24 protein-coding genes are annotated in these 25828 nt (G+C 45.9%); 22 read left to right on the top strand and 2 right to left on the bottom strand.

From position 1 onward, the window contains the following. Nucleotides 1–45 precede the first annotated feature (45 nt). The 4 genes from efp to PCY71_RS05550 all read left to right on the top strand — a co-directional run bounded on the left by efp (nucleotide 46) and on the right by PCY71_RS05550 (nucleotide 5369). Nucleotides 46–606, top strand: a complete 561-nt coding sequence (gene efp / locus PCY71_RS05565) for an elongation factor P (RefSeq protein ID WP_002896485.1) — start codon at nucleotides 46–48, stop codon at nucleotides 604–606. 19 nt (nucleotides 607–625) lie between these two features. Next, the gene (locus PCY71_RS05560; protein ID WP_002896484.1) at nucleotides 626–1015 is read left to right on the top strand and encodes an Asp23/Gls24 family envelope stress response protein; all 390 of its coding nucleotides are present in this window, start codon (nucleotides 626–628) and stop codon (nucleotides 1013–1015) included. Then, the gene (nusB, locus tag PCY71_RS05555) at nucleotides 1008–1439 is read left to right on the top strand and encodes a transcription antitermination factor NusB (protein WP_002898281.1); all 432 of its coding nucleotides are present in this window, start codon (nucleotides 1008–1010) and stop codon (nucleotides 1437–1439) included. The genes PCY71_RS05560 and nusB overlap by 8 nt, the downstream gene beginning before the upstream one ends. A gap of 231 nt (nucleotides 1440–1670) precedes the next feature. Next, nucleotides 1671–5369 carry a pullulanase gene (locus tag PCY71_RS05550; protein WP_002903838.1) on the top strand — a complete coding sequence of 1233 codons (3699 nt, stop codon included), beginning with the start codon at nucleotides 1671–1673 and terminating at the stop codon, nucleotides 5367–5369. 94 nt (nucleotides 5370–5463) lie between these two features. Here the strand turns inward: PCY71_RS05550 and PCY71_RS05545 are convergent, their stop codons facing one another. Both PCY71_RS05545 and PCY71_RS05540 read right to left on the bottom strand, forming a co-directional pair. Beyond that, nucleotides 5464–6429: a LacI family DNA-binding transcriptional regulator gene (locus PCY71_RS05545; protein ID WP_048772396.1), complete on the bottom strand. Its 966-nt coding sequence runs from the start codon at nucleotides 6427–6429 to the stop codon at nucleotides 5464–5466. After that, on the bottom strand, nucleotides 6410–7864 hold the full coding sequence (locus tag PCY71_RS05540) for a sucrose-6-phosphate hydrolase (RefSeq protein ID WP_002910564.1): 1455 nt from the start codon (nucleotides 7862–7864) through the stop codon (nucleotides 6410–6412). Before PCY71_RS05540 ends, PCY71_RS05545 begins: the two co-directional genes overlap by 20 nt. A 197-nt stretch (nucleotides 7865–8061) precedes the next feature. Here PCY71_RS05540 and PCY71_RS05535 point away from each other — a divergent pair, with 197 nt between their 5' ends. The 18 genes from PCY71_RS05535 (at nucleotide 8062) to cobK (ending at nucleotide 25817) form a co-directional block, all read left to right on the top strand. Then, the gene (locus PCY71_RS05535; protein ID WP_048772399.1) at nucleotides 8062–10062 is read left to right on the top strand and encodes a sucrose-specific PTS transporter subunit IIBC; all 2001 of its coding nucleotides are present in this window, start codon (nucleotides 8062–8064) and stop codon (nucleotides 10060–10062) included. 159 nt (nucleotides 10063–10221) lie between these two features. Continuing rightward, complete coding sequence (gene scrK, locus PCY71_RS05530; RefSeq protein WP_002907200.1) at nucleotides 10222–11121, top strand: fructokinase ScrK; 900 nt, start codon at nucleotides 10222–10224, stop codon at nucleotides 11119–11121. Between the two features lie 46 nt (nucleotides 11122–11167). Then, nucleotides 11168–11578 (top strand): peptide deformylase, encoded by a 411-nt coding sequence (locus tag PCY71_RS05525; protein ID WP_048772404.1) that lies wholly within the window; start codon nucleotides 11168–11170, stop codon nucleotides 11576–11578. Between the two features lie 78 nt (nucleotides 11579–11656). Beyond that, on the top strand, nucleotides 11657–11992 hold the full coding sequence (locus PCY71_RS05520; RefSeq protein ID WP_002907198.1) for a hypothetical protein: 336 nt from the start codon (nucleotides 11657–11659) through the stop codon (nucleotides 11990–11992). Nucleotides 11993–12166: 174 nt separating this feature from the next. Then, nucleotides 12167–12625, top strand: a complete 459-nt coding sequence (locus tag PCY71_RS05515) for a MarR family winged helix-turn-helix transcriptional regulator (RefSeq protein ID WP_048772408.1) — start codon at nucleotides 12167–12169, stop codon at nucleotides 12623–12625. Further along, nucleotides 12618–14384, top strand: coding sequence for an ABC transporter ATP-binding protein (locus tag PCY71_RS05510; RefSeq protein WP_032912529.1), 1767 nt, complete (start codon nucleotides 12618–12620; stop codon nucleotides 14382–14384). The genes PCY71_RS05515 and PCY71_RS05510 overlap by 8 nt, the downstream gene beginning before the upstream one ends. Then, nucleotides 14374–16131, top strand: a complete 1758-nt coding sequence (locus PCY71_RS05505; protein ID WP_048772413.1) for an ABC transporter ATP-binding protein — start codon at nucleotides 14374–14376, stop codon at nucleotides 16129–16131. The genes PCY71_RS05510 and PCY71_RS05505 overlap by 11 nt, the downstream gene beginning before the upstream one ends. A gap of 298 nt (nucleotides 16132–16429) precedes the next feature. Next, complete coding sequence (locus PCY71_RS05500) at nucleotides 16430–17788, top strand: cobyrinate a,c-diamide synthase (RefSeq protein WP_048772416.1); 1359 nt, start codon at nucleotides 16430–16432, stop codon at nucleotides 17786–17788. A gap of 1 nt (nucleotide 17789) precedes the next feature. Continuing rightward, a complete protein-coding gene (cbiB, locus tag PCY71_RS05495; protein WP_048772420.1) occupies nucleotides 17790–18740 on the top strand; it encodes an adenosylcobinamide-phosphate synthase CbiB in 951 nt (316 codons plus the stop codon). 9 nt (nucleotides 18741–18749) lie between these two features. After that, nucleotides 18750–19448 (top strand): cobalt-precorrin-8 methylmutase, encoded by a 699-nt coding sequence (locus tag PCY71_RS05490; RefSeq protein WP_002917656.1) that lies wholly within the window; start codon nucleotides 18750–18752, stop codon nucleotides 19446–19448. Then, nucleotides 19449–20153 (top strand): cobalt-precorrin-8 methylmutase, encoded by a 705-nt coding sequence (locus PCY71_RS05485; RefSeq protein WP_048772422.1) that lies wholly within the window; start codon nucleotides 19449–19451, stop codon nucleotides 20151–20153. Next, nucleotides 20153–21280, top strand: a complete 1128-nt coding sequence (gene cbiD / locus PCY71_RS05480) for a cobalt-precorrin-5B (C(1))-methyltransferase CbiD (RefSeq protein WP_002911808.1) — start codon at nucleotides 20153–20155, stop codon at nucleotides 21278–21280. Before PCY71_RS05485 ends, cbiD begins: the two co-directional genes overlap by 1 nt. Further along, nucleotides 21271–21903, top strand: a complete 633-nt coding sequence (locus PCY71_RS05475) for a cobalt-precorrin-7 (C(5))-methyltransferase (RefSeq protein WP_002896465.1) — start codon at nucleotides 21271–21273, stop codon at nucleotides 21901–21903. Before cbiD ends, PCY71_RS05475 begins: the two co-directional genes overlap by 10 nt. After that, nucleotides 21875–22444, top strand: coding sequence for a decarboxylating cobalt-precorrin-6B (C(15))-methyltransferase (locus tag PCY71_RS05470; protein ID WP_002896464.1), 570 nt, complete (start codon nucleotides 21875–21877; stop codon nucleotides 22442–22444). Before PCY71_RS05475 ends, PCY71_RS05470 begins: the two co-directional genes overlap by 29 nt. Next, complete coding sequence (locus PCY71_RS05465) at nucleotides 22444–23217, top strand: cobalt-precorrin-4 methyltransferase (protein WP_002917652.1); 774 nt, start codon at nucleotides 22444–22446, stop codon at nucleotides 23215–23217. Before PCY71_RS05470 ends, PCY71_RS05465 begins: the two co-directional genes overlap by 1 nt. Then, entirely contained in the window at nucleotides 23207–24268 is a 1062-nt protein-coding gene (gene cbiG, locus PCY71_RS05460; protein ID WP_002917650.1) for a cobalt-precorrin 5A hydrolase, read from the top strand. The genes PCY71_RS05465 and cbiG overlap by 11 nt, the downstream gene beginning before the upstream one ends. Before the next feature lie 77 nt (nucleotides 24269–24345). Then, nucleotides 24346–25071, top strand: coding sequence for a precorrin-3B C(17)-methyltransferase (cobJ, locus tag PCY71_RS05455; RefSeq protein ID WP_002917648.1), 726 nt, complete (start codon nucleotides 24346–24348; stop codon nucleotides 25069–25071). Continuing rightward, nucleotides 25068–25817, top strand: a complete 750-nt coding sequence (gene cobK, locus PCY71_RS05450) for a precorrin-6A reductase (protein ID WP_048772429.1) — start codon at nucleotides 25068–25070, stop codon at nucleotides 25815–25817. The genes cobJ and cobK overlap by 4 nt, the downstream gene beginning before the upstream one ends. Nucleotides 25818–25828 lie beyond the last annotated feature (11 nt).

Here is a 25828-nt window from a genome sequence, read left to right as displayed (position 1 = left end):
TGATAGAATAAGTAGAAATATAATTTTAAAAAGAGGTAATATAGAATGATTGAAGCAAGTAAGCTGAAAGCTGGAATGACCTTCGAAACAGCTGATGGAAAACTCATCCGCGTTTTGGAAGCGAGCCACCACAAACCAGGTAAGGGAAATACGATTATGCGTATGAAATTGCGTGACGTTCGTACTGGTTCTACATTTGACACAAGCTACCGCCCAGAAGAAAAATTTGAACAAGCCATTATTGAAACTGTTCCAGCTCAATACTTGTACCAAATGGATGACACTGCTTATTTCATGAATACTGAGACTTATGATCAATATGAAATTCCAGTAGTCAATGTAGAAGAAGAATTGAAATTCATCCTTGAAAACTCTGATGTGAAAATCCAGTTCTATGGAACAGAAGTGATTGGTGTGACAGTACCGACAACAGTTGAATTGGTCGTGACAGATACTCAGCCGTCTATCAAGGGTGCTACTGTTACCGGATCTGGTAAGCCAGCGACACTTGAGACAGGTCTTGTTGTCAACGTACCAGACTTCATTGAAGTTGGACAAAAATTAATCATCAACACTGCAGAAGGAACTTACGTTTCTCGCGCATAATATAGAAGAGGTAATAACTATGGCAGCTGAACAATTAGGTGAAATCGTCATTGCGCCACGTGTTTTGGAAAAAATTATTGCCATTGCAACGGCAAAGGTAGAAGGTGTTTATTCCTTCGCAAATAAGAGTATGTCAGACAGTCTTTCCATGCGCTCACTCGGTCGCGGAGTATCGCTTCATACCGATGAGACAGGTGATGTGACTGTAGACATCTACCTGTATTTGGAATACGGTGTCAGCGTTCCGACTGTTGCAGTAGCGATCCAGAAAGCTGTAAAAAGCGCTGTTTTTGATATGGCTGAGGTAGAGCTGTCTGCGGTCAATATCCATGTAGCAGGCATTGTTCCAGAAAAGGCACCGAAGCCAGATTTGAAAGATCTATTTGATGAGGATTTCCTCAATGACTGATATACTGTTGGAATCCAGAAGAGGTCTGCGCCAGCGGGCTTTTCAGGCCCTGATGAGCCTAGAGTATGAAGGGGATCTTGTAGAAGCTTGCCGCTTTGCCTATTCTTATGATAAGGACGAAGAGACAGATAAAGCGGCGGAAGCTGATATTCCAGCCTTCTTGCTCAATCTGGTCTCTGGTGTGGTCCAGTCCAAGGACGACTTAGACAAGAAAATTGCCCAGCACCTCAAAAAGGGCTGGACAGTGGATCGTCTGACGCTGGTAGAGAAAAATATCCTGCGTCTGGGGATTTTTGAGATTACAGAGTTTGACACTCCACAGCTGGTAGCAGTCAACGAAGCCATTGAGCTTTCCAAGCAATTCTCTGACGAAAAGTCCAGTAAGTTCATTAATGGGATTTTGAGTCAATTTATCGTTGAATAATAATGAAGGTCGAGACAAGTGTCTTGGCCTTTTTGCTTATTAATTGTTGTTTTAATCGCAAATAGCTTATCCTTATCAAATCATCAAAATCCGCTCAGAGAGCATGAAGTATCTGAGTGAGAAAAACTCTTCTTGAAAGCCTTTACAAGTTTAAAAAGAATCGGTATAATAAATACAGAAAACGTTTGCATAGATGTTCTCTATAAGAAAAAATAAAGGAGTTTTCTGTTTATGAAAAATAACGATCATCTACAGTCTCGGATGGGCGAAAAGCGTCATTATTTCGGCATCCGTCGCTTAAAAGTAGGAGTAGCCTCTGTTGTCATTGCCTCAGGTTTCCTACTGGGGAATGCCCAATTAGTCCGAGCGGATGAGGCGAGCACAGCTACCAGCCCAGCAACAGAAGCAGTCTCTGATACAAATGCGGCAGCCCAACCTAAGTCAGCAGATGAGGGAAAAACTGGAGAGGCAGATAGTTCAGGAGCGGGGGCTTCAGAGCAGGCAGCTCCAACTGGTGTAGTGGCAGATCAAGCTCCAGCTAGTGCAGGTTCAGAAGCAGTTGGTCAAGAAGCTGGGAATCCAAGTGAAAAAGACAAGCAAGAACCAGTTAGTCAGCCGCAAGCTTCGGCGAAAGACGCTATCGAAGAAGGCAATATCCGCTTTCATTTCAAAACCTTGCCGTCACAAAATCTAGACAGCTTGGGCTTGTGGACTTGGGACGATGTTGAGACGCCTTCTAGTCAAAAGGGAGCTTGGCCAACCGGAGCAACTAGCTTTGCGACTGCTAAAGAAGATGACTACGGCTATTATCTTGATGTTAAAATGGCTGAGAAAAGAAGCAAAATCAGCCTTCTCATCAATAATACAGCAGGGCAAAATATCACCGGTGATAAGACAGTTGAACTACTCAGTCCTCAGATGAATGAGATTTGGTTTGACACAGACTATCAACCTCATACTTATGAGCCTTTGAAAAAAGGGATGGTACGAATCAACTACTATCGTACAGACGGCCAGTATGATAAGAAGTCACTCTGGCTCTGGGGAGATGTCCAAAACCCGAGCAAGAATTGGCCTGACGGAGTGGATTTTGAAAATACCGGGAAATATGGCCGCTATGTAGATGTTCCTTTGAAAGAAGCTGCAAAGACGATTGGCTTTTTGCTTTTAGACGAAAGCAAATCAGGAGATGATGTGAAGATTCAAAATCAGGATTATAATTTCGCGAATTTGGAGAAAAACAGCCAAATTTTCTTGCGTGATGCGGATCCGACAGTTTATACTAACCCTTACTTCGTCAACGATATTCGCATGACGGGAGCCCAGCATATAGGCTTGACCGAGATTGAAGCCAGCTTTTCTACCTTAGAAAGTGCTAAAAAAGAAGACATTTTAAAGAACTTAAAGATTACAGACAAAGATGGCCATGAAGTCGTTGTTAAAGATGTGGTTCTGGATCCTAAGACCAAAAGTGCCAAATTCATCGGTGATTTTAACCAAGCCCAGTCACCTTACCTTATCAAATATGGCAATGATCAATTCAAAACCAGCATGAACTGGCAGCTGAAGGATAGTATCTATAAGTATGATGGTGATTTGGGAGCGCGTGTTTCTCAAGCGGGCAAACAAGTGGATGTAACCTTCTGGTCTCCAAGTGCCGACCAAGTTGAATTGGTAGTCTATGACAAAGAGGATCAGAACAAGGTCATTGGTCGCCTGGCTATGGAAAAAGGTGAATCTGGCACATGGACTGGCAGCTTGACCCCTGAGAGCGGTCTGGGGATTTCTGACTATCGAGGGTATTTCTATCATTATGAAATTACTCGCGGTGGCAAAAAGGTTCTTGTGCTGGATCCTTATGCCAAGTCTTTAGCTGCTTGGAACAGTGACGATGCGGACAAGGGGGATGCCTACAAGATTGCCAAGGCAGCCTTTGTAGATCCAAGTGAATATGGACCGAAAGACCTGACCTATGCTACTATTCCGAACTTTAAGAAGCGAGAAGATGCCTTGATTTATGAGGCGCACGTTCGTGATTTCACCTCTGATCCAGCTATCTCAAAGGATTTGAAATCTCAATTTGGAACCTTCTCAGCTTTCATTGAGAAATTAGATTATTTGAAAGACTTAGGAGTGACCCACGTTCAGCTCTTGCCCGTTTTGAGTTATTATTTTGTAAATGAGCTGAAAAATGCTGAGCGCATGGACAAGTACGCTTCTAGCAACAGCAACTATAACTGGGGCTATGACCCGCAAAACTACTTCTCGCTGACAGGTATGTACTCCAGTGCACCGACAGATCCAGCCAAGCGCATTGAGGAATTTAAAAACCTTGTCAATGAAATTCACAAGCGTGGCATGGGCGTTATCCTGGATGTGGTCTATAATCATACGGCCAAGACCTCAATCTTTGAAGATTTGGAGCCCAATTACTACCACTTTATGGATGCGGATGGTACACCGAGATCAAGCTTTGGTGGCGGCCGCTTGGGTACTACTCACTATATGAGCAGACGGGTCTTGGTGGATTCAATCAAGTACCTGACAGAGCAGTACAAGGTAGATGGCTTCCGCTTTGATATGATGGGAGACCACGATGCTGAGTCCATTCAAAAAGCCTTTGAAGAAGCTAAAAAGCTCAATCCAAATCTCATTATGCTGGGTGAGGGCTGGAAGACTTATGCAGGTGATGAAAATAAAGCTGTCCAGCCTGCTGACCAATCTTGGATGAAGTCAACAGACACGGTAGCGGTCTTCTCAGATGATATTCGCAATACCTTGAAATCAGGTTATCCAAATGAAGGAACACCAGCCTTTATCACCGGTGGCAAACGCAGTGTGGATAATGTCTTCAAAAACATCAAGGCGCAACCAACCAATTTTGAGGCGGATAGCCCAGGGGATGTGATCCAATACATCGCAGCCCATGATAATCTGACGCTCTTTGATATCATTGCCCAGTCGATCAAGAAAGATCCGGCAGTGGCTGCCAATTATCAAGAGATTCATCGTCGCCTACGTCTGGGAAATCTGATGATTCTGACTTCGCAAGGGACACCATTTATCCACTCTGGTCAAGAGTACGGCCGGACCAAGCAATTCCGTGATCCTGCCTATAAATATCCTGTCTCAGAAGACAAGGTTCCAAACAAAGCGCATTTGTTGACCAATGAGGACGGGACACCGTTTGACTATCCGTATTTCATTCATGATTCTTATGATTCGAGCGACGCGGTCAACCATTTTGACTGGACCAAGGCGACTGATTCGGAGAAGTTCCCTGAAAATGCCAAGAGTCGTGCCTATATGAAAGGCTTGATTGCCTTGCGGAAATCAACGGATGCTTTTACCCGCAGTTCCAAAGATGAAGTGGAGCAAAATGTGACCCTCATCACCCAGCCTGGCAAGGATGGAGTTGAGAAAGAAGACCTTGTGCTCGGCTACCAAGTGGTTGCGTCAAATGGCGATATTTATGCTGTCTTTGTCAATGCGGACACCAAGGAACGACAATTCAACTTTGGTGAAGCCTACAAGCATCTAGTAGGTGCAGAGGTTGTAGCAGACGGCAATACCGCAGGATTGACTGCCATTGCTGATCCAGCAGGTGTCACCAGAAACAGCAATGGTTTAGCCCTAGCTCCGCTCACAGCGACTATTTTGCGACTTCGAAAAGTGAACCCAGCTCAGGAAGAAAAATCCCAAGCTCCAGCAGCTCAAAAAGAGCAGCTGTCTACCCCTTCTGTAGCCAATGCTCAGCTTCAGGCTATATCCTTGGATGGGCAAAAACCTCAGGCTTCAGAAGTAAAAGAAGCGGCTAGCCAAACAGAAAAAACCTTGCCAAAAACGGGAACAAGCACTTCCCTACTGGCACTTTTAGGTGGCTTCCTTGCTTTTCTAGCCGGTCTCTTAACCTTTAGAAAGAAAGAGTAGTAATTTGATTAATGCCCTGTGAGAAATTTTTAGACTATGGCTAATAAAGACGACTTCCAATAATGGAGGTCGTCTTTGCTTGCTTATATCTGTGTTAAACACTCTTACCAGGTAAGAGACTGACTGGCAGGAAATAGCCAGTCGTTTGGACTTCTTGACCGGCAATTTTTTTGAGGAGTAGGTCTACAGAGAGACGGGCGATATCTTTCAGTGGCTGCTTGATCGTTGCCAGCTGTGGGTAGTAGTTCTCCACAAAGTAGGTGCCATCGTAGCCAATAATTTTCAAATCTTCAGGAATCTGGATGTCCAGCTCCTGAGCGACTTTCATAATTAAGATGGCTGTCAAATCATCTGAAGTAAAAATAGCATCGGGTTTAGTTTGACTCAGGATTTGCTTGATTTCCATTTCCTTTCGGACGGGAGAAAAATCACTGGAAACATTGATAATAGGTGCGTCCGGCAGGACGGAAGCAAAGCCAGCATGTCGCAGGCCGGTTGGTGAGTTGGAATTGTCATTGCCAGTAATCATGATGATGTTTTGCGCTCCGGCCTTGATCAAGGTCTGAGCTGCCAGCACTCCGCCTCCGTAGTTGTCTGAGGAGACAACTGGAATATCCGGCGAGAGATTGCGGTCAAAGGCAATGATTGGAGCTGTCACGCGATTGTAGTCCTCGATGCCTAGATTGTGGCTGCCAGAAATGATGCCGTCCACCTGATTGGCTTCCAGCATCTCAAGGTATTCACGCTCCTTGTCTGAGTCATGCTCACTATTGCAGATGATAGCTTTATAGCCTTGTTTAAAGAGCTCATGCTCCAGCTTGTCAATTAATTCTGCGTAAAAGACATTGCTGATATTAGGGAAAATGAGGCCAATTAGCTTGGCTGATTTTCCTTGGAGGCTGCGCGCCAGATTGTTGGGCTTGTAGGCCAATTCTCGCATGGCTGCCTCAACCTTAGAGATCGTTTTGTCGGATAAGTAGCCTTTTCTGTTGATGACGCGGGAAACAGTTGTGGGGCTGACTCCTGCTAGTTTTGCTACATCAGTTAGCTTTGCGACCATAATCTAATTCATAGTAAGTACCGGTTGGATTGCCCGTAGTAATAGCAATACCTGTTTGGTCTTCTCTCGGGAAGACACGGCCGGAAAATACTTTCTCTCCTTTATTGATGAAAATTTCAAAAATCGATTTATCGATGAAGATAGTAGCGCTCGTTGCTTCTTTGTCAATATCACAGCTTCGGCTGGTTCCAAAGTCCAGAGCGAATGGCTCACCCGCTTGACTGCGGTTAACGGTCACTTGACCTGCCTTGAGGTCAAAATTGATGCGTAGGCCCTTGCCATCCTTGTCCGCAAAGAGGACGATTTCATGCTTGGTGTCCGCAGCAAGCTTCAGTTCTAGTTCGTAGCTGTTCTTGCTTTCTGCCAAAGCAGTGAAAGGCTGTTCATCTGTTCGCAAGTTCTTGATAGCAGGCACTGGGTATTGATAGAGTTTTCCGTCTTTCAGACTTAATTCCTTGACGAGGGAGAAGGCACCTTGATGGTCGAAGCGGTCAGATGGGTATTCCACATCAGGCAAGCCCAGCCAGCTGACAGCGAGTGCACGACCGTCAGGCGCGTTAAAGGCTTGGGTCGCGTAGCAGTCGAAGCCATAGTCCAGATTTTGGATAGGACTAGGATTAATCAAAGTAGCGTTACTTGTGTCAAACGATTGACCTATTTTATACATGTTTGGATAAATGTTGCCATAATCTAGTACATCCTTAGACAAGCCTTGAGGGCAATAGAGCAGGATTGGCTGGTCGTTGATAAAGACTAGATTAGGACACTCCATCATATAGGCTGTCTTGTCATTGGCGAAGTCCAAATTGCTGACGACTTCCCAGTTGGTATAGTCGTTATCAACAGCCTTGTAAAGCTTGACATAGCCTTGTTTGTTTAGATTTTGCCCACCGACAATGGCATAGAATTGCCCTTTGTAATTGAAAATCTGTGGATCGCGGAAGTGGTCGGTTGCTTCAGCAGGCTGCTCAATCAAAACCTTGTCAATTTTTTCGAGATTGCCTGATTTGTCTAACAAGGCACCGATTTGATAAGGATGACGCACCCAATTCTCATCACGAACATTGCCAGTGTAGAAGAGAAAGAGCTTGTCGTCAAACTGCATGGCAGAGCCAGAGTAGGCACCGTGGCTGTCCAGAGGAGTATCTGGCAACACCCGAAGGCCAGTTTCCTTGAAGTGGACTAGGTCATCGCTTTCCATCTGGACCCAGCACTTGAGGCCGTGAGCTGCTCCGAAAGGAAAGTTTTGGTAGAAAACTACCCACTTGCCGTCAAAATAAGAAAAGCCATTGGGGTCATTGAGCAGACCAGTCTGAGGCTCCACATGGTAGTTAGCCCGCCAAGGAGATTTAGCGATGTTTTCTTTGATGCGCTGTAGCTCTTCCTGAGTCCAGTCTTCATAGCGTTTGTAGCGTTTTTCAGTCGTCCAAGCCAATCTTTTGTCCTCCGAATCATATTATTTCTTATTACTATAGTAAACGTTTTCCGATGAAAAATCAACATTTAACAGTGAAAAAATATTTTTTCTGCAAAACGCTTGACATATTTTTGAATCATGGTAAAATAATATTCGTAAAGGTGATAAAATCGCTTTCAAAAAAGTTAAAAATATTTATAAGGAGATTTTTGCAAATGAATAATACTGACATTGCAAAAAAAGTCATCGAAGCCCTTGGCGGACGTGAGAATGTAAACAGTGTGGCTCACTGTGCGACTCGCTTGCGCGTGATGGTTAAAGATGAAGGTAAAATCGACAAAAATACTGTCGAAAATCTGGAAAAAGTTCAGGGTGCCTTCTTTAACTCAGGTCAGTACCAGATTATCTTTGGTACCGGTACGGTTAATAAAATCTATGACGAAGTTGTAGCCTTAGGATTGCCAACTTCATCAAAAGATGACATGAAAGCAGAAGCTGCTAAGCAAGGAAACTGGTTCCAACGTGCCATCCGTACATTTGGTGATGTATTTGTACCAATTCTTCCAGCTATTGTTGCGACAGGACTTTTCATGGGAGTTCGTGGAGCAATTGCTCAGGATCAAGTTTTAGCTTTGTTTGGTACTACTGCGGATGCTTTCAAAGCAACTGACTTCTATACTTATACAGTAGTCTTAACTGATACTGCCTTCGCTTTTTTCCCTGCTTTGATTTGCTGGTCGGCTTTTAGAGTTTTTGGCGGAAACCCAATCATTGGTTTGGTTCTTGGTCTAATGATGGTTAACTCAGCACTTCCAAATGCTTGGGAGGTAGCTGGTCAGGCTACTAAATTTGCTGTTGATCCTTCTAAGGACATTTTAGACAAAATTGCTAATATGGATGTTCTAGGAAGTTTGAAATTTACCAGCGAAGTTACAGCAACAAAAGTTCACCCAATTTACTTCTTTGGTTTTATTCCAGTAGTTGGCTACCAAAACTCTGTGCTTCCAGCCTTCTTTGTAGGTTTGTTTGGTGCAAAATTTGAAAAATGGCTGCACAAGAAAATTCCAGATGTTTTGGATCTTCTTCTTGTTCCATTCCTTACTTTCCTTGTCATGTCTATTCTGGGACTCTTTGTGATTGGTCCAGTCTTCCACATTGTAGAGTCATATGTTTTAAATGGAACAGAGTTCCTTCTTAGCCTTCCGTTTGGTCTTGCTGGATTGATTATCGGTGCTGTGCATCAGCTGATTGTCGTAACTGGTGTTCATCACATCTTCAACTTACTAGAATCTCAGTTGGTATCTCAAACTGGGAAAGATCCATTTAATGCGATTATCACTGCTGCTATGACAGCTCAAGCTGGTGCGACTTTGGCTGTAGCTGTGAAGACAAAATCTAAAAAACTCAAGGCTCTTGCTTTCCCAGCAGCACTTTCTGCAGGATTGGGTATTACTGAGCCAGCTATCTTCGGGGTTAACTTGCGCTTTGTTAAACCTTTTGTAATTGGACTGGGTGCTGGTGCCGTTGGTGGTTGGTTAGCTTCTATTATGGGGCTTGCAGGTACAAGTTTCGGTATCACAATTATTCCAGGTACTCTCCTTTACCTGAATGGTCAATTGTTGCAATATATCTTTATGGTTGTTTTGACAACTGGTTTGAGTTTTGTTCTGACTTATATGTTTGGTTACAAAGACGAAGAAAAAGCTGAAACTGAAAAACTGGTCGAAGAAGAAATAACTGGTAATGTGCCAGCTGCTCTCCAAGATGAAACGATTATTTCTCCAATTGTTGGTCAGGCAGTTGCTTTGAGCGATGTTGATGATCCTGTTTTCTCTAGCGGAGCGATGGGGCGAGGAATTGCCATCAAGCCTAGTGAGGGTGTGGTTTATGCACCGGCTGATGCTGAAGTGACAATTGCATTCGCGACTGGCCATGCTTATGGTTTGAAGACAGCTAATGGTGCTGAAATTCTGATTCATGTCGGAATCGACACAGTGTCTATGGGCGGCGAAGGTTTTGACCAAAAGGTTGCTCAAGGCGACAAGGTCAAAGCTGGTGACGTTCTGGGAACATTTGAAGCTGAGAAAATTACAGCCGCTGGTCTGGATGATACGACTATGGTCATCGTTACCAACACAGCTGACTACACTTCTGTGACTCCAGTAGCAGAAGGAGCTCTTGCTAAAGGCGACGCAATTATCGAAGTGAAAGCCTAATGGAATTTAGAAAACGAACAAATCAGCTTTTGTTCGTTTTTTATGTCATAAGTACAGTCTTGTTGAAAAAGCTTTAAAAAAACTATTTTTGGCAAGAAGTCTGCAAGAGATATGCTATAATGAATAGAGTAGAAATCAAATATTAAAAGAGGATTTATAATGACAAAATTGTATGGAAGTTTGGAAGCGGGCGGCACTAAGTTTGTCTGTGCTGTAGGTGATGAACGGTTTGAAGTTGTTGAAAAGACACAGTTTCCAACGACCACACCTATTGAAACCCTAGACAAGACGATTGAGTTTTTTTCTCGTTTTGACAATCTAGCTGGTTTGGCTGTTGGATCTTTCGGTCCGATTGATATTGACCCTAACTCAAAGACTTACGGCTTTATCACGACTACACCTAAGCCGCACTGGGCTAATGTGGATATTGTCGGCGCTCTGCGCCGTGCTCTCAATGTGCCCATTTACTTCACGACGGATGTCAATAGTTCAGCTTATGGTGAAGTAGTAGCCCGCAACAATGCTGGTGGCCGTATTGAAAATCTGGTCTATTATACGATTGGGACAGGAATCGGTGCTGGCGCTATCCAGCGAGGCGAATTTGTAGGGGGGACAGGCCACCCAGAGATGGGACATTATTATGTAGCGAAGCACCCTATGGATGTGGAAAAAGAGTTCAATGGCGTTTGTCCTTTCCACAATGGCTGTTTGGAAGGATTGGCGGCTGGGCCAAGCTTAGAGGCACGGACCGGAGTTCGTGGGGAAAACATTAAACTCAATAGTTCTGTCTGGGATATTCAAGCTTACTATATCGCTCAGGCGGCTATTCAGGCGACAGTGACTTTCCGTCCAGATGTCATCGTCTTTGGTGGCGGAGTTATGGCTCAGCAGCACATGCTGGATCGAGTTCGTGAGAAATTCACAGTTCTTCTGAATGGCTATTTGCCAGTTCCTGATGTTCGTGACTATATCGTGACACCGGCTGTGGCTGGAAATGGCTCCGCAACGCTGGGCAACTTTGTACTGGCTAAAGAAGTTAGTGAGCGCCACGCAAAATAAGCCTATAGGGTCTGATTTATCAGACCCTTCTCTATGAGGAAAAACAATGGAAAAAGCAATTGTCAAAGATATTTTCTTCCTGCAGCAACCATCAGAGCAAGCAAGCAGAAAAGACCTTTATCTAGCTCAAGACTTGCAGGATACTCTGCAGGCCAATCGAGAAAACTGTATAGGGCTCGCAGCCAATATGATTGGCGTGCGTAAGCGAGTCGTTATCTTTCTATATGGCTTGGTGCCAGTAGTCATGTTTAATCCGGTGCTGCGCTCTAAATCAGAGCCTTATCAGGCAGAAGAGGGCTGCCTGTCCTTGGTTGGAAGCCGTCCCACTCAACGTTATCAGGAAATCACAGTCGATTATCTGGATAAACATTGGCAGCAGCAGACCATGACCTTGAAAGGCCTGCCTGCCCAAATCTGCCAGCATGAATTGGATCATTTGGAAGGGGTTATCATTTAGAAAAATTTGACAAAATTGCAAAAAATGTCTAAAATTAGAGATAATTAGCAGAATAATATTGAAGGAGGCAAGATGTAAATGAAAACAAAAACTTTAGCACTGATAAGCGGTCTGGTTGGTTTGATTGGAGGGACTATTTTGCTGCTCTCGAATATCTTTTTTGTTCCTTTTTCAGCCCTACTAGGTGATTCTGGCCTGAATTTACTGGGAGCGGTGATTAAATTGGCAGCTCTGGGCTTGGGAATTACTTCCTTGGCTTATTACAAAGGTCAAATGCGTTTCAGTGTCGCAGCGGGCGTCCTCCTTATCGTCGGAAGCAGCAACATCGCGCCCATTCCATTTATAGGCTGGATTGCAGGCATTCTCCTTATCATTGGAGGGTCTCTATTCCTCGCTTCTTCTTCAAAATTTTAATGCGGGACCAATCAATTTTTAGGCTGTTTGTCAGTTTGAAAGGAAGGGTGAAGAAATTTTCTTCGCTTTTTTTCTTGTTGAAAAAATAGTTCTCATGGAAACTTTTTTCTTGACTTTCTTTTTTCTTGTGTTAAAATAGTTCTCACGAAAACTATTTTTACAAAGGATACAGGTATGGATAAGCCTTTACTGGAATTGAAGCGTTTTGGACGAAAGATTCATCTCATAGCGGAAAAGCTTGCCAAGGAGCAAGGGATTGAGTCCATGGCTGGGCCTCAGGGGCAGGTCTTGCATATTGTCGCCTGTCGTATGGAAGAGGGGAAGGATACCCTTATCAAGGATATTGAGCAGGAGTTGGATATTTCCAAATCGGTGGCCTCTAACTTAATGAAAAGGATGGAGAAGAATGGCTTTATCAAGCTGGAAATGGGCAAGACAGACAAGCGGGCTAAATATATCCGTCTCACTCTGCAGTCGCAGGAAAGAATGAAAAAAATCCGTGACTTTTTTGATGAAATGAACCTTTCTATTTTGAATGGTGTTTCTGAGCAGGAACTGCTGATTTTTTCTCAAGTCATGGCCAAGTTTTATCAGAATATCGAAAGTTTAGAAAATGGAGGGAAAGATGTTTAAGTTATTTAAACGGCTGACGGCAAGGGAAGTGAGCATGATTGTTCTCAGTGTGCTCTTCACCTTCCTAACGGTATATTTGGAATTAGAAGTTCCGACTTATATTTCAACAATTACAGAGCTATTGCAAACGCCAGGGACTGGTTTAGCAGATTTGTGGGAGCCAGGCCTGAAAATGATCGGCCTGTCTTTTGCTAGCTTGTTGTCAGCTATTGTGGTTGGCTTTTTTGCCGCTCGTATAGCAGCTAGCTTTACCCAGAGTTTGCGGAGCGATATTTTCAACCGTGTGCTAGACTATTCGCAGACGGAGATTAAGAAATTTTCGATTCCTAGTTTGCTAACTCGGACAACGAATGACATTACTCAGGTGCAAACTTTAATTACCATGGGACTGCAGGTGGTGACCAGGGGACCGATTATGGCGATTTGGGCTATGACCAAGATTATCGGTAAGTCCGAGAACTGGCTGACAGCAGTGCTTATTGCTGTTATAGTGAATATCCTGCTGACAGTAGTTTTGGTTACATTGGCCTTTCCTAAGCAATCAGTGGCGCAGCGTTTGGTCGATAAGCTAAATAGCGTCACTAGAGAGAGTCTGACTGGGATTCGCGTGGTCCGGGCTTACAATGCTGAGGATTATCAGGATGAGAAGTTTGCGGCGGCCAATGATGAAGTAACCCGACTCAATCTTTTCATCGGTCGTCTGATGGCCATGATGAATCCAGTTATGATGGGGATTTCCAGCGGCTTGACACTGGCGATTTACTGGATTGGTGCTTATTTGATCCAGGAGGCTGGACTGCAGGAGCGTCTCCCACTCTTCAGTGATATGGTCGTCTTTATGTCCTATGCTATGCAGATTGTGATTGGGTTCTTGCTCATGGGTGCCCTCTTCATCGTCCTGCCTCGGACCATTGTATCGGCTGGCCGGATTAATGAAGTACTGGACCTGCATTCTTCTATCACCAGTCCCGAACATCCAAAGGCAGCAGCGGATAGCAAGGGAGAGGTGGTCTTTCGCGATGTGTCCTTCCGCTATTCCAAGAATTCAGAAGCAGTCATTGAGCATGTTAGCTTTACAGCGCAGGCTGGTGATACCGTGGCCTTTATCGGTTCAACCGGTTCAGGGAAATCCACGCTGGTCAATCTCATTCCTCGTTTCTATGATGTGACTGAAGGAGAGATTCTGGTAGATGGTGTCAATGTTCAAGATTACCAGTTGGAAGACTTGCATAATAAGGTCGGCTACATCCCGCAAAAGGCTGTGCTTTTCTCTGGCGATATTGAGAGCAATCTGGACTTCGGCCAAAGCAAAGAAAGTCCGCTGGATGAGCAGAAAATGTGGGATGCTCTTGATCTAGCACAAGCTAAGCCCTTTGTCCAAGAGAAGGAAAAAGGGCTCAAGTCAGAAGTGGCTCAAAGCGGGACCAACTTCTCTGGTGGTCAGCGTCAGCGCTTGGCCATTGCCAGAGCCTTGGCTCGTAAGCCAGAAATCCTCATCTTTGACGACTCCTTCTCAGCGCTAGACTATAAGACAGACCGCATTTTGCGCAAGGAACTGGCTGAGCGGACGCAGGATATGACCAAACTGATCGTGGCGCAGCGGATTTCTACTATCATGGATGCGGATCAAATCTTGGTCTTGGATGCTGGTAAGGTAGTCGGTCAAGGTACTCACCGAGAACTTTTGGCCAGCAACGAAGTCTATCAAGAAATTGCTTACTCACAACTATCCAAGGAGGAATTAGAAAATGGAAAATAAGAAGCCTTCATTATTTAGCCAGATACGGCCTTATCTCAAAGGCTTCCAGCTTCCTCTTGCTTTGGCATTTGTGGGAGCTGTCTTGTCAAACATTATTACGGTCTATGGGCCAAATAAATTAAAAGAAATTACCAATCTCATTTCTGATGGTCTGGCTACCAGCATTGATTTAAAAGCTGTGTCTCAGATTGCTCTTCTGCTGACCGTGCTCTATGCAGTCGGAGCCCTGCTCAACTACGGCCAGTCCTTTATCATCAGTACGGTTATCCAGTATTTCTCTAAGCGGCTGCGGACGGCTATTGCAGAGAAGATAAATAAGCTGCCGTTAGGCTATTTCGATGGTCATTCTCAGGGAGATACTCTGTCGCGCGTGACCAATGACGTTGATACGGTCGGCCAATCCCTCAACCAGAGTCTGGGTAACGTTATCTCTGCCAGCCTGCTCTTGGTGGCTGTGGTCTTGACCATGTTCTTCATGAACTGGATCTTGGCCTTGGTAACCATCTTAGCTACTGTATTAGGCTTTGTCTTTGTCGGTCTCATCATGGGTAAGTCTCAGGGCTATTTCACTGCCCAGCAAAACAATCTGGCGGCTGTCAACGGCTATGTAGAGGAGATGTACTCCGGTCATAATGTTGTTACCAGCTATAATGCCATTGAGCAGTCTAAGGAGCGCTTTGCGGTTCTCAATCATAATCTCTATAACAGTATTTGGAAGTCTCAATTTATCTCTGGCATGATGATGCCGCTCATGTTCTTTACGGGGAATTTTGCTTATGTGCTGGTTATTTTGGTCGGTGCTGCTCTGGCGATTAACGGCTCTATTAGCATCGGAATTATCGTCGCCTTTATGGTTTATGTGCGGACCTTCTCTCAGCCTTTGTCACAGATTGCCCAAGGTATCACTGTCTTGCAGCAGGCTGGTGCAGCACTGGTTCGTGTCCTTGAATTTCTGGCTGAGCCTGAGATGGAAGACGACCAGCATAAAGAGCGGCAGCTTGCTGCTGTCAAGGGAGATGTTGCCTTTGAAGATGTCTTCTTCGGTTACAAGCCAGACCAGACGATTATTCATGATTTCTCAGCCCAGGCCAAAGCCGGACAGAAGATTGCCATTGTCGGCCCGACGGGTGCTGGTAAGACGACCATCGTGAATCTGCTCATGAAGTTCTATGAAATTAATAAAGGGCGTATCAGCATTGATGGTATAGATATTAAGGATATGAAACGCTCTGAGGTTCACGATGCCTTTTCAATGGTCTTGCAGGATACCTGGCTCTTTGAGGGGACGATTCGGGAGAACTTGATTTACAATCAGGAGCATGTGGCAGATGAAGCAGTTATCGCTGCAGCGAAGGCGGTCGGTGTTCATCACTTTATCATGACTCTGCCGCAGGGCTATGATACAGTGTTGGATGACACGGTCAACTTATCGGTCGGTCAGAAGCAGCTGCTGACCATCGCTCGTGCTCTGCTCAAAGATGCACCGCTCTTGATCTTGGATGAGGCAACTTCGTCAGTCGATACGCGGACGGAGGAGCTCATTCAAAAGGCTATGGACAAACTCATGGAAGGCCGGACTTCCTTTGTCATTGCCCACCGCCTGTCCACTATCCGTAATGCAGATCTTATCTTGGTCATGCGCGATGGAAATATCATCGAGCAGGGCAACCATGATGAACTCATGGAGCAGAATGGCTTCTATGCGGATCTCTATAATAGTCAGTTTGTAGAGGAAGATGCAAGTTGATGCTTAAATAAAACATCAGGAATGTTCGTTTTCCTGATGTTTTTTAAAATTTAACAGAATTGTAAAAAATGCTCAGTTTTCAGTGAAGACGCTCTAAAATTCTGACTTTTTTCGCAGATGCTCTAGGAAAAACTTGACAGCTTTTGTCGTTTATATTAAAATAAATTTAATATAAGAACTGAAAGCGAACACAACGGGGTGTTTGTTCTACATATAAGTGAGCAACGGTGCTACAAAAAAATAAAAATTCCTTATTTTTTTGTAGTACTTTTTTTATCAGCGAATCTGGAGTAAAGCGATGAAGCAATTTATGCTAGCTGGTGTTTCCAGCGGTGTTGGAAAGACTACAGTTACCCTAGGGATTTTGAAAGCTCTGGCAGACAGAGGTTATCAGGTCCAGCCTTATAAGGTAGGACCTGATTATATTGATACAGCTTATCATAGTCGGATTACCAAGCGACCGTCGCGGAATGTGGACAGCTTTATGATACCGGACGATCAGAGTCTGGCTTGGTCCTACTATAAATGGCATGGAGATGCGGATGTGGCAGTGGTCGAAGGAGTCATGGGGCTCTTTGATGGTCTGGGAACAGACAAGGACTGTGCGTCCTCTGCTTCTGTTGCTAAGAAGTTGGGAATTCCGGTTGTCTTGATTATCGATGGAAAGGCGACATCAACCTCGGCGGCAGCTATGGTCCATGGATTTGCGACTTTTGATCCGGACTTGGATATTGCTGGGGTCATTATCAATCGGGTGGCTTCGCAGACTCACTTTGAACTTATCAAGGGCGCCATTGAGCGTTACACGGATGTCGAAGTGCTGGGCTATCTGCCTAAAAATACAACAGCAGAGCTGCCATCGCGTCACCTGGGTCTAATCCCAGACGTAGAAATGGATGATTTGGACCGTCGATTTGAGGAATTGGGAGCGGCAGCAGCCAAACATATAAATCTAGACAGGCTGCTGGAAAAGGCAGAACTTCCCGATAAGCGGATGACAAATCCTTTTCGTATCCGCAATGACCAGCCCTTAACTTTGGCTTATGCTTTGGATGATGCTTTCCACTTTTACTACGAAGATAATCTAGACTTTCTAAGAGAGCTCAATGTCCAGCTGGTACCTTTCAGCCCTCTGAAAGATAAGGAACTGCCAGCTGCAGATGCTTATTATTTTGGCGGCGGTTTTCCAGAAGTCTACGCTCAGGAACTGATGGCAAATGCTGACTTTCGGGCTTCGGTTAAGAAAGCTCACGAGCAGGGCCGGCCAATCTACGCAGAATGCGGCGGCCTCATGTATCTGGGAGAGCTGCTGGAAGTAGAGGGTCAGGTCTATGAAATGGTCGGTATTTTCAAGGGCAAGAGCCTGATGACTCCCGGCCTGAAAAGCTTTGGTTATTGCCAAGCAGAAACGCAGGTAGACAGTCTTTTTGGTCCTAAAGGTACGGCGGTCAGAGGACATGAGTTTCACCATTCAGTCTTTGAGACGGAGGAAGATACGGTCCTCAAGCTAGAGAAGGTCAGAGACGGTCAGGTCGTAGCTGCCTGGACAGGCGGTTATCAAAAGGGCCGGACCTTTGCTAGCTACCTGCATGTTCATTTTTATCAGGATGAGCAGCTGCTAGCCAACTGGCTGGACTATATCAAAGAGGCGAACTGATATGACACTCATTGCAATTTTTTTGGCCGTCTTACTGGACTGGCTCATTGGCGACCCCTATAGCTGGCCTCATCCAGTCAAGTGGATGGGTTCCTATATTTATTTATGTATGCGTTTGCAGGAGAAAAGGCAGTTTTCGCCCTATCTATTTGGCTTCTTCCTCTGGGTGACAACAGTAGGACTGGCACTGGGAGTGAGCTACGGGTTGCTCTGGCTGGCTGGTCTGGTCCATCCCGTCCTCTACTGGATCGTCTGGATCTATCTGGCCTATGCCAGTCTGGCTGCTAAAAGTCTGGCTTTTGAGTCCCAAAAAGTTTACCATACGCTCAAGTTTGGCACTTTGGAAGAAGCTAGAAAGCAAGTTGGTATGATTGTCGGCCGTGAAACTTCCCAGCTGACACCAGAGGAAATCAGCAAGGCGACGATTGAGACGGTGGCCGAAAATACCAGTGACGGGGTTATCGGACCACTGCTCTGCCTCTTTCTGGGCGGCCCCATTCTAGCTATGACCTATAAGGCCATCAATACCTTAGACTCTATGGTAGGCTATAAGACAGAGAAATACCGCAAAATCGGCTTGATATCCGCTAAGATGGATGATCTGGCCAATCTGATTCCTGCGCGTTTGACTTGGTTTTTCTTGATTCTCAGCAGTCAGATTTTACTGCTAGATTTCAAGGGGGCGTTGCGAATTGGCTGGCGGGATCGCTACCAGCATGCCAGTCCCAACAGTGCTTTTTCGGAGGCAGTTGTGGCTGGAGCTCTGGGGATTCAGCTGGGCGGACCGCACGTCTATCACGGAGAGCTGATTGAGAAGCCGACCATTGGAGAGGATTCCAGACCGGTTGAGGCGGATGATATTCAGACAGCCATCTCTCTGCTTTATACAAGCACAATGACAGGTTTAATTTTGTTCACTCTTTTTTATTTAGTAATGCAAGCATATTTCTAGGAGTATACTATGACATATATCCAAAATCCTTCCTCTATTGAGGAAAAGAGCTTTCAAATTATTCAGTCTATGATTACTGAAAAAGATCCTGATTATGTCTTCCATTCGGAAATGGAAGAATCTATCATCAAGAGGGCAATCCATACGACGGGAGATTTTGATTATCTCTATACCATGCGCTTTGAGCACGATGTCCTTAAAAAAATTGAAGAGGTAATCAGAGCTAAGGGTACTATCCTGCTGGACTCCAATATCTCTCTCAATGGGATTAACAAGCGGGTGCTGGACCAGCTGGGTGTGAGCTATCGCTGTTTGATTAGCGATGAAGAAGTGGTTGCGCTTGCCAAGGAAAAGCGGATTACCAGAGCTATGGCGGCTGTTGAGATAGCAGCCAAGATTGAAGGACCTAAAGTGTTTGCCTTCGGTGGTGCTCCTACGGCTCTGTCTTATCTGATTGAGCTGGCCGAGCAGGGACTGGTAGAAGCGGATGCAGTGATTGGGGTTCCAGTCGGCTTTATCAATGTTGAAGAATCCAAAGAAGAACTGCTTCAGTCAGGTCTTCCTGCCCTTGTCAATCTCGGCAGAAAAGGTGGCAGCACGATTGTAGTAGCCATTATCAATGCCATTATCTATCAGCTGAGAGAAGTGGTGACGGACGACTATGTCCGCTACTCTACACCATCCAGTAAAGAAGGAGGAAAGAACTAGATGTCCTATCTAAAAGCAGCGCATAAGATTGAAGAAGCTAGTTTCAGCAAGATTCAGGAAATTATTGACCAAGAGCATCCAGATATTCATTTTTCGGATCCTTTTGAAGAGGCAGTGCTCAAGCGGGTTGTCTTTACCAGTGCAGACTTTGACTACCTCTACAATATCAAGTTTTCCAATCAGGTTATTGAGAAGATTCTCTACGTCCTCCGAAACAAGGGCACCATTTTTACAGATACAACCATGGTCTTGGGCGGTTTTAATAAGAAATTGCTGGATGATCTAGGTGTTTCTTATCGCTGTCTGGTCAATGAGCCAGCAGTCTTTCAGGAAGCTAAGGAAAAGGGAATTACTCGCTCCATGGCCGCTGTAGAATATGCAGCTAAAGTGGATGGTCCAAAACTTTTTGTCTTCGGGAATGCTCCAACGTCCATCTTTAAGGTTTTGGATATGGTCGAAGAGGGAAGCTTGAAGCCGGATGCAGTTGTCGGGGTTCCAGTCGGCTTTGTCGGAGCGGCAGAATCCAAGCTTAAACTGCATGAAAGTTCTGTGCCTTCTATTGCGGCACTGGGTCAAAAGGGCGGCAGTACCATCGCAGCAGCGGTCATCAATGCTATCCTCTACCAGCTCAAGCTCGACACTACAGACTATGAGCGTTACAGTGTTTCAGATAAAAAGCAGGCTCCGGAGAAAGGAGAGGGCTAATGATGGATGAATACGCTTATGTCAATGGAAAGAAATTAAGAAAAGGTTTTACGACTGGTACTTGTGCAACGGCAGCGACTGTTGCAGCCTTGAGCATGATTTTAAATCAGGAAAGGGAAGAAAAGGTCACTGTGCATACGGCTTCAGGCGTGGAAGTGACCATGGATGTTCACAATCCTTCCTTCGGACCAGAAGAAGCGACCGCGGCCATTGAAAAAGATGGCGGCGATGATGCGGATGCGACGCATGGCCTCTTGATTTATTCGACCGTGACTCTTCTGCCAGATCAGACGGAAATCGAGATTGACGGTGGTCAGGGCGTTGGGCGCGTGACCGAGAAGGGGCTGGCCTGTGATGTCGGCATGGCAGCCATCAATCCGACTCCTAGACGGATGATTGAGCAGCATGTCCGTGAGATTATCGGTCCCAACTGTGGGGCGAGGGTCATCATTTCTGTTCCTGGTGGGGAAGAAACGGCCAAGCTGACCTATAATTCCAGACTAGGTATTGTCGGTGGCATTTCAATTTTAGGAACGACAGGGATTGTCAATCCTATGTCCGAGGATAGCTGGAAGGCATCCATCACGATCGAGTTAACCATGCTCTACAATCAAGGGCATCGCTCAGTCGTCTTGGTACCGGGGAATTACGGTGAAGACTTTGCGACTAATACTGTGGGGATTCCAGCTGGGCGCATCGTCAATATGAGTAACTTTGTCGGCCATGTCCTCAAAGAAGTGCAGCGCATCGGCTTTACCAAGGTTTTGATGATCGGTCACATGGGCAAGTTTGTCAAAGTGGCGGCTGGGATTTTCTCTACCCACAGCAAGGACTCGGATGCTCGTATGGAAACGCTGGTGGCTAATCTAGCTCTGATGGGGGCGCCTATGGAGCTGTTGGAAAAGGTTGATAAATGCTTGACGACCGAGGCAGCTGGGACAGCCATTAAAGAATTTTCTTATGAGGGTGTCTATCAGGTATTGGCGGATAAGATTAAGGCTAGAAGTGAACGTCTGCTTCGCTATCGTAAGCCAGAAGTCAATATTGAAGTGGTCGTCTTTGGGACTGAGGAAGGCTACCTGGCATCAACTCAGCCTTTAGAGCAGATAAAGGAGGAATGGACATGATTTATGTTATCGGAATTGGTCCGGGAGATCCGAGCTATGGTCTTCTGGGGCAGGAAGCCTATTTTGAAAAGGCTGACCGCATTTTGGGCAGTGAACGCCATCTGGAAATTTTACCGCCGGCTTATCGGGACAAGGGCCTGGTCCCTCCTAAAAAATTGGCTGCGTTAGCAGAATTGCTGGAAAGCTTTGGTGAGGATGAAGAAATTTTATATCTGGCCTCAGGTGACCCGCTGATTTACGGCTTGGGCAAATGGCTGTCAGAGAAGTTCAAGGGGCGTGTGGTTATCTCGCCTGGTATCAGCGCCATGCAGTATCTGGCCAGCAGAATTGCCCTGCCTATGAACGACGCTTATCTGACGAGCAGTCATGCTAAGGTGCCTAACTTTGACTTGATTATGAGTTTGTCAAAAGTCTTTATGGTGACCGATCAGAAAGTTGGCCCCTACGAGATTGCTCAAGAGGCTGTTAAAAGAGGCTTAGATAAGGTGCTGGTCATCGGTGAGCAGCTGAGTTATGAAGACGAGCGTATTACCATTCTGCCTGCGAGTGAGGTAGAAGATAGAGAATATGAAATGAATGTGGTGGTGGTGTTAGATGAGGGATTCGGAATTTATCAGGGCTAAAGTCCCTATGACTAAGGAAGAAGTCAGAGCCATCAGTTTGGATAAGTTGGAGCTGCATCGAGCCAAGCGCATGCTGGATGTCGGCTCTGGAACTGGCAGTGTCACGATTCAGGCAGCCCGAACCTATCCAGAACTGGAAGTGGTGGCGGTGGAGCGCAATGAAGATGCGGTGGCCTTGACGCAGGAGAATATCCAGCACTTTGGCTGCCACAATGTCCGTCTCCATCAAGGACTGGCTCCGATTGAGCTGGAAGGCAGCTTTGATGCCATTTTTGTCGGAGGAACCGGGGGCAATATGCAGGAGATTTTCGACTGGTGTGCCCAGCTCATGGAGCCGGGCGGTCGGCTGGTCTTGAACTTTATCCTGCTGGAAAATGCTCTGGAAGCAGCTCAAATAGCGGAGCAGATGGACTGGGAGGATCTAGAGATTGTCTCAGTTCAGGCTAGCCGCTGGACAGCTATAGGTAAGGGGCACTACTTCAAGCCTCAGAATCCGACCATTATCGTTTCCTGTAAGAAAAAAGAAAGAGAGGCTAATTGATGTTCAAAGTACATTTTGTTGGAGCGGGCCCAGGTGATGTCGAGCTGATTACGCTCAAAGGTTACAAGCAGCTGTCTGAGGCTGATGTGGTCATTTACGCAGGTTCCTTGGTCAATCCAGATCTGCTGAACTACTGTAAAGAAGGAGCTGAGATTCATGATAGCGCCAGCATGCACTTGATGGAAATCATCGATGTCATGGAGGCTGGAGTCAAGGCTGGTAAAGATGTGGTTCGCCTGCAGACGGGAGATTTCTCCATCTACGGCTCCATTCGAGAGCAGATCGAAGAGATGAAGAAGCGCGACATAGAGTTTGACTGTACGCCGGGCGTCAGTTCTTTTCTGGGGGCTGCTTCCAGTATCGGGGCGGAGTATACCGTGCCAGAGGTTTCTCAAAGCCTCATCATCACTCGGATGGCTGGTCGGACGCCTGTGCCAGATCGGGAATCCCTGAAAAGCTACGCACAGCACCGGACATCTATGGCTATCTTCTTGTCGGTTCAAGGCATCGAAAAGGTTGTCAGTGAGCTGATCGAGGGTGGCTATCCTCCAGAAACGCCTGTGGCTGTTATTTACAAGGCTACTTGGCCGGATGAAAAGAAGGTCTTTGGCGATTTGACTAACATTGCTGAGAAAGTCAAGGAAGCTAAGATTAGAAAGACAGCTTTGATTTTGGTCGGTGACTTTTTAGGTCAGGAATTCTACTATTCCAAGCTCTACCATGCAGATTTTCAGCATGAGTTCAGACGGGGGAAGAGCAGCCATGCCAAGTGATTCTCAAGCCCGTTACGCAATCGCAACAGTGACAGCGGTCGGCAAGGACTTGGCTCTGACTCTGCGGGAGAAGCTGGGCAAGGAAATTCCTATCTATACGACACCTCGATTGGCAGATGACAGGGTCATTGCCATTGAAGGACGAGTGATTGAGGCGCTTGGTCAGCTCTTTCAGGAAGTAGATGTTCTCATTTGTATCATGGCTATTGGGGCAGTTGTGCGAGCTATTGCACCAGTCTTGAAAGATAAGGCGAGCGATCCAGCAGTAGTGGTCATGGATGAGAAAGCGATGAATGTCATCAGCCTGCTGAGCGGGCATCTAGGCGGAGCCAATCAAGTGACGCGAGACATCGCAGAATTGCTCGGTTCCAATCCTGTTATCACGACAGCGACAGATGTGCAGAATGTAACAGCTCTGGACAATCTGGCTCAATCAGTCAATGGCTGGCGACCGGAATTGAGAGAATTTATCAAACCTTTCAACAGCTATCTAGGCAGCGGCCGAACCGTCTATTTCTATCAGGAAAAGGACTGGGTTACCGACCTTCGCGGTCTGACTCTGGTGCATGAGGAAGGACTTGCAGCTGTTCTCAAGGGAACGGAACCGTTGATTCTGCTGACTGCAGAAAAAAAGGACATTCAAAGAGAAAATCTGGCTCTCATCTATCCTCAACCTTATATCTTAGGAGTTGGTGCTAGAAAGGATGTGGCTCCTGCTGTCTTCCGAGAAGGCTTTGAGGAATTCTGTCAGCAGCAGGGGATTTCTGCCAGTGAGATTTCCAAAATCGTCAGCATTGATGTCAAGAAGGATGAAGCAGCTATTCTAGCCTTAGCTGAGGAATTGGGCTGTCCCTTTGAGACCTTTAGCAAGGAGGAGCTGTCTGTCGTAGCAGACCGCTATCCTCAGTCAGAATTTGTCAAAAAGACAGTCGGAGTCGGCAGTGTCGCCTTGGCCAGCGCAGATCTGGCCAGTCAGGGTCAAGTCCTGACAGAGCGCTTTGCCAAGAACGGCTGTACCTATGCGCTTGCAAAAGCAATAACCAAAAAGTAAATCAAAAAAGAGCAGACGGTTTTATGAACCAACTGCCATTATATAATTTTATCATACCCATAAAGGAGAAAAAATATATGTTATACGTTATCGGATTAGGCCCAGGTAAAGAAGAATTGATGTCACAAGAAGCATTGGCTGCTATAGCCGATTGTGAAATTATCGTCGGCTACTCGACTTATATGCGGTTGATTCTTGATTTGGTCAAGGACAAGGAGCTCGTAGCGAATGGAATGCGTCAGGAAATCGACCGTTGTCAAAAGGCTATTGATTTGGCTAGAGAGACTGGCAAAAATGTCGGAGTTGTTTCCAGTGGAGATGCCGGAGTCTATGGAATGGCTGGCTTGATTTTAGAATTGCTGGGAGATGCCAGTGATGTAGAAGTTAAAGTGGTTCCAGGTATCACAGCTAGTCTGGGTGCTGCTGCAGTTATGGGAGCTCCCCTCATGAACGACTTCTGTCATATCAGTCTGAGTGACTTGATGACGCCTTGGGAAATGATTGAGAAGCGTCTGCATGCCGCAGCTCAAGGTGACTTTGTAGTCTGCCTTTACAATCCTCGGAGTAAGGGACGTCCAGACCATCTAGCAAAAGCACTTTCTATCATGTCTGAGTATAAGTCAGAGGATACTATTGTCGGTATCGGTAAGGACATTGGCCGTAAGGATGAGGAAATAATCTTGACGACCATCAAAGACCTAGATGAGACTTTGGTAGATATGACGACAATCGTTATCGTTGGTAACAAAGAAACTTATGTTAAAAACGGACGCATGATTACACCTCGAGGATATACTTTATGATGAAATTACTGCTGGGAGGGACATCCGACAGCACCGCTATTTTAGAAGTGCTTGACCGCTTGAAAATCAATGTGACCAGCTCTGTTGTCACAGACTACGGCCGGCACTTGGCTTCCAAATACGGCCAGCCGGTCATTCAGGGCCGGCTGACAGCCGAGGACATGGTTGCCTTCATCAAAGAGAATGATGTGGATGAAATCATTGATGCGACCCATCCTTTTGCGGATATTGTCTCTAAGGAAGCCATTCGGGCAGCGGAGATGGCTGGGGTATCTTACCTGCGCTTTGAGCGTCAGGCGACCTTGGACTTGAACGGGGCTATCGTGGTCCACTCGACCCAAGAAGCGATTGATGAGATTGCCAAGCGCGGCTACAAGACAGTCTATCTGGGAACAGGCAGCAAGACCCTGCCACTCTTTGTCAAGGGTCTGCCAGAGCAGCGGATTGTTGTTCGCGTTCTGCCGACTTCAGAAGTGCTTCTGGCTTGTGAGCAGCTGGGACTGGTAGCGGATCAGATTGATGCGATTAAGGCTCCATTTTCCAAAGAGTGTAATAAAGAGCTCTTACTGCGTTCCGGAGCAGATGTCTTTGTTTCCAAGGAGAGCGGTACGGTCGGTGGTATTCGTGAAAAGATTGATGGCTGTCAAGAGCTGGGGATGGACTGCATTATCATCTCTCGGCCAATTGTAGCCTATCCGCAGATGGTTTCTAGCTTAGAAGAGCTAGAGGCTTATCTGACAAAATAGCTAATAAAAGG

It is taken from the genome of Streptococcus sp. SN3 (assembly GCF_030439905.1).
This window is presented reverse-complemented; position numbering and strand designations above follow the sequence as displayed.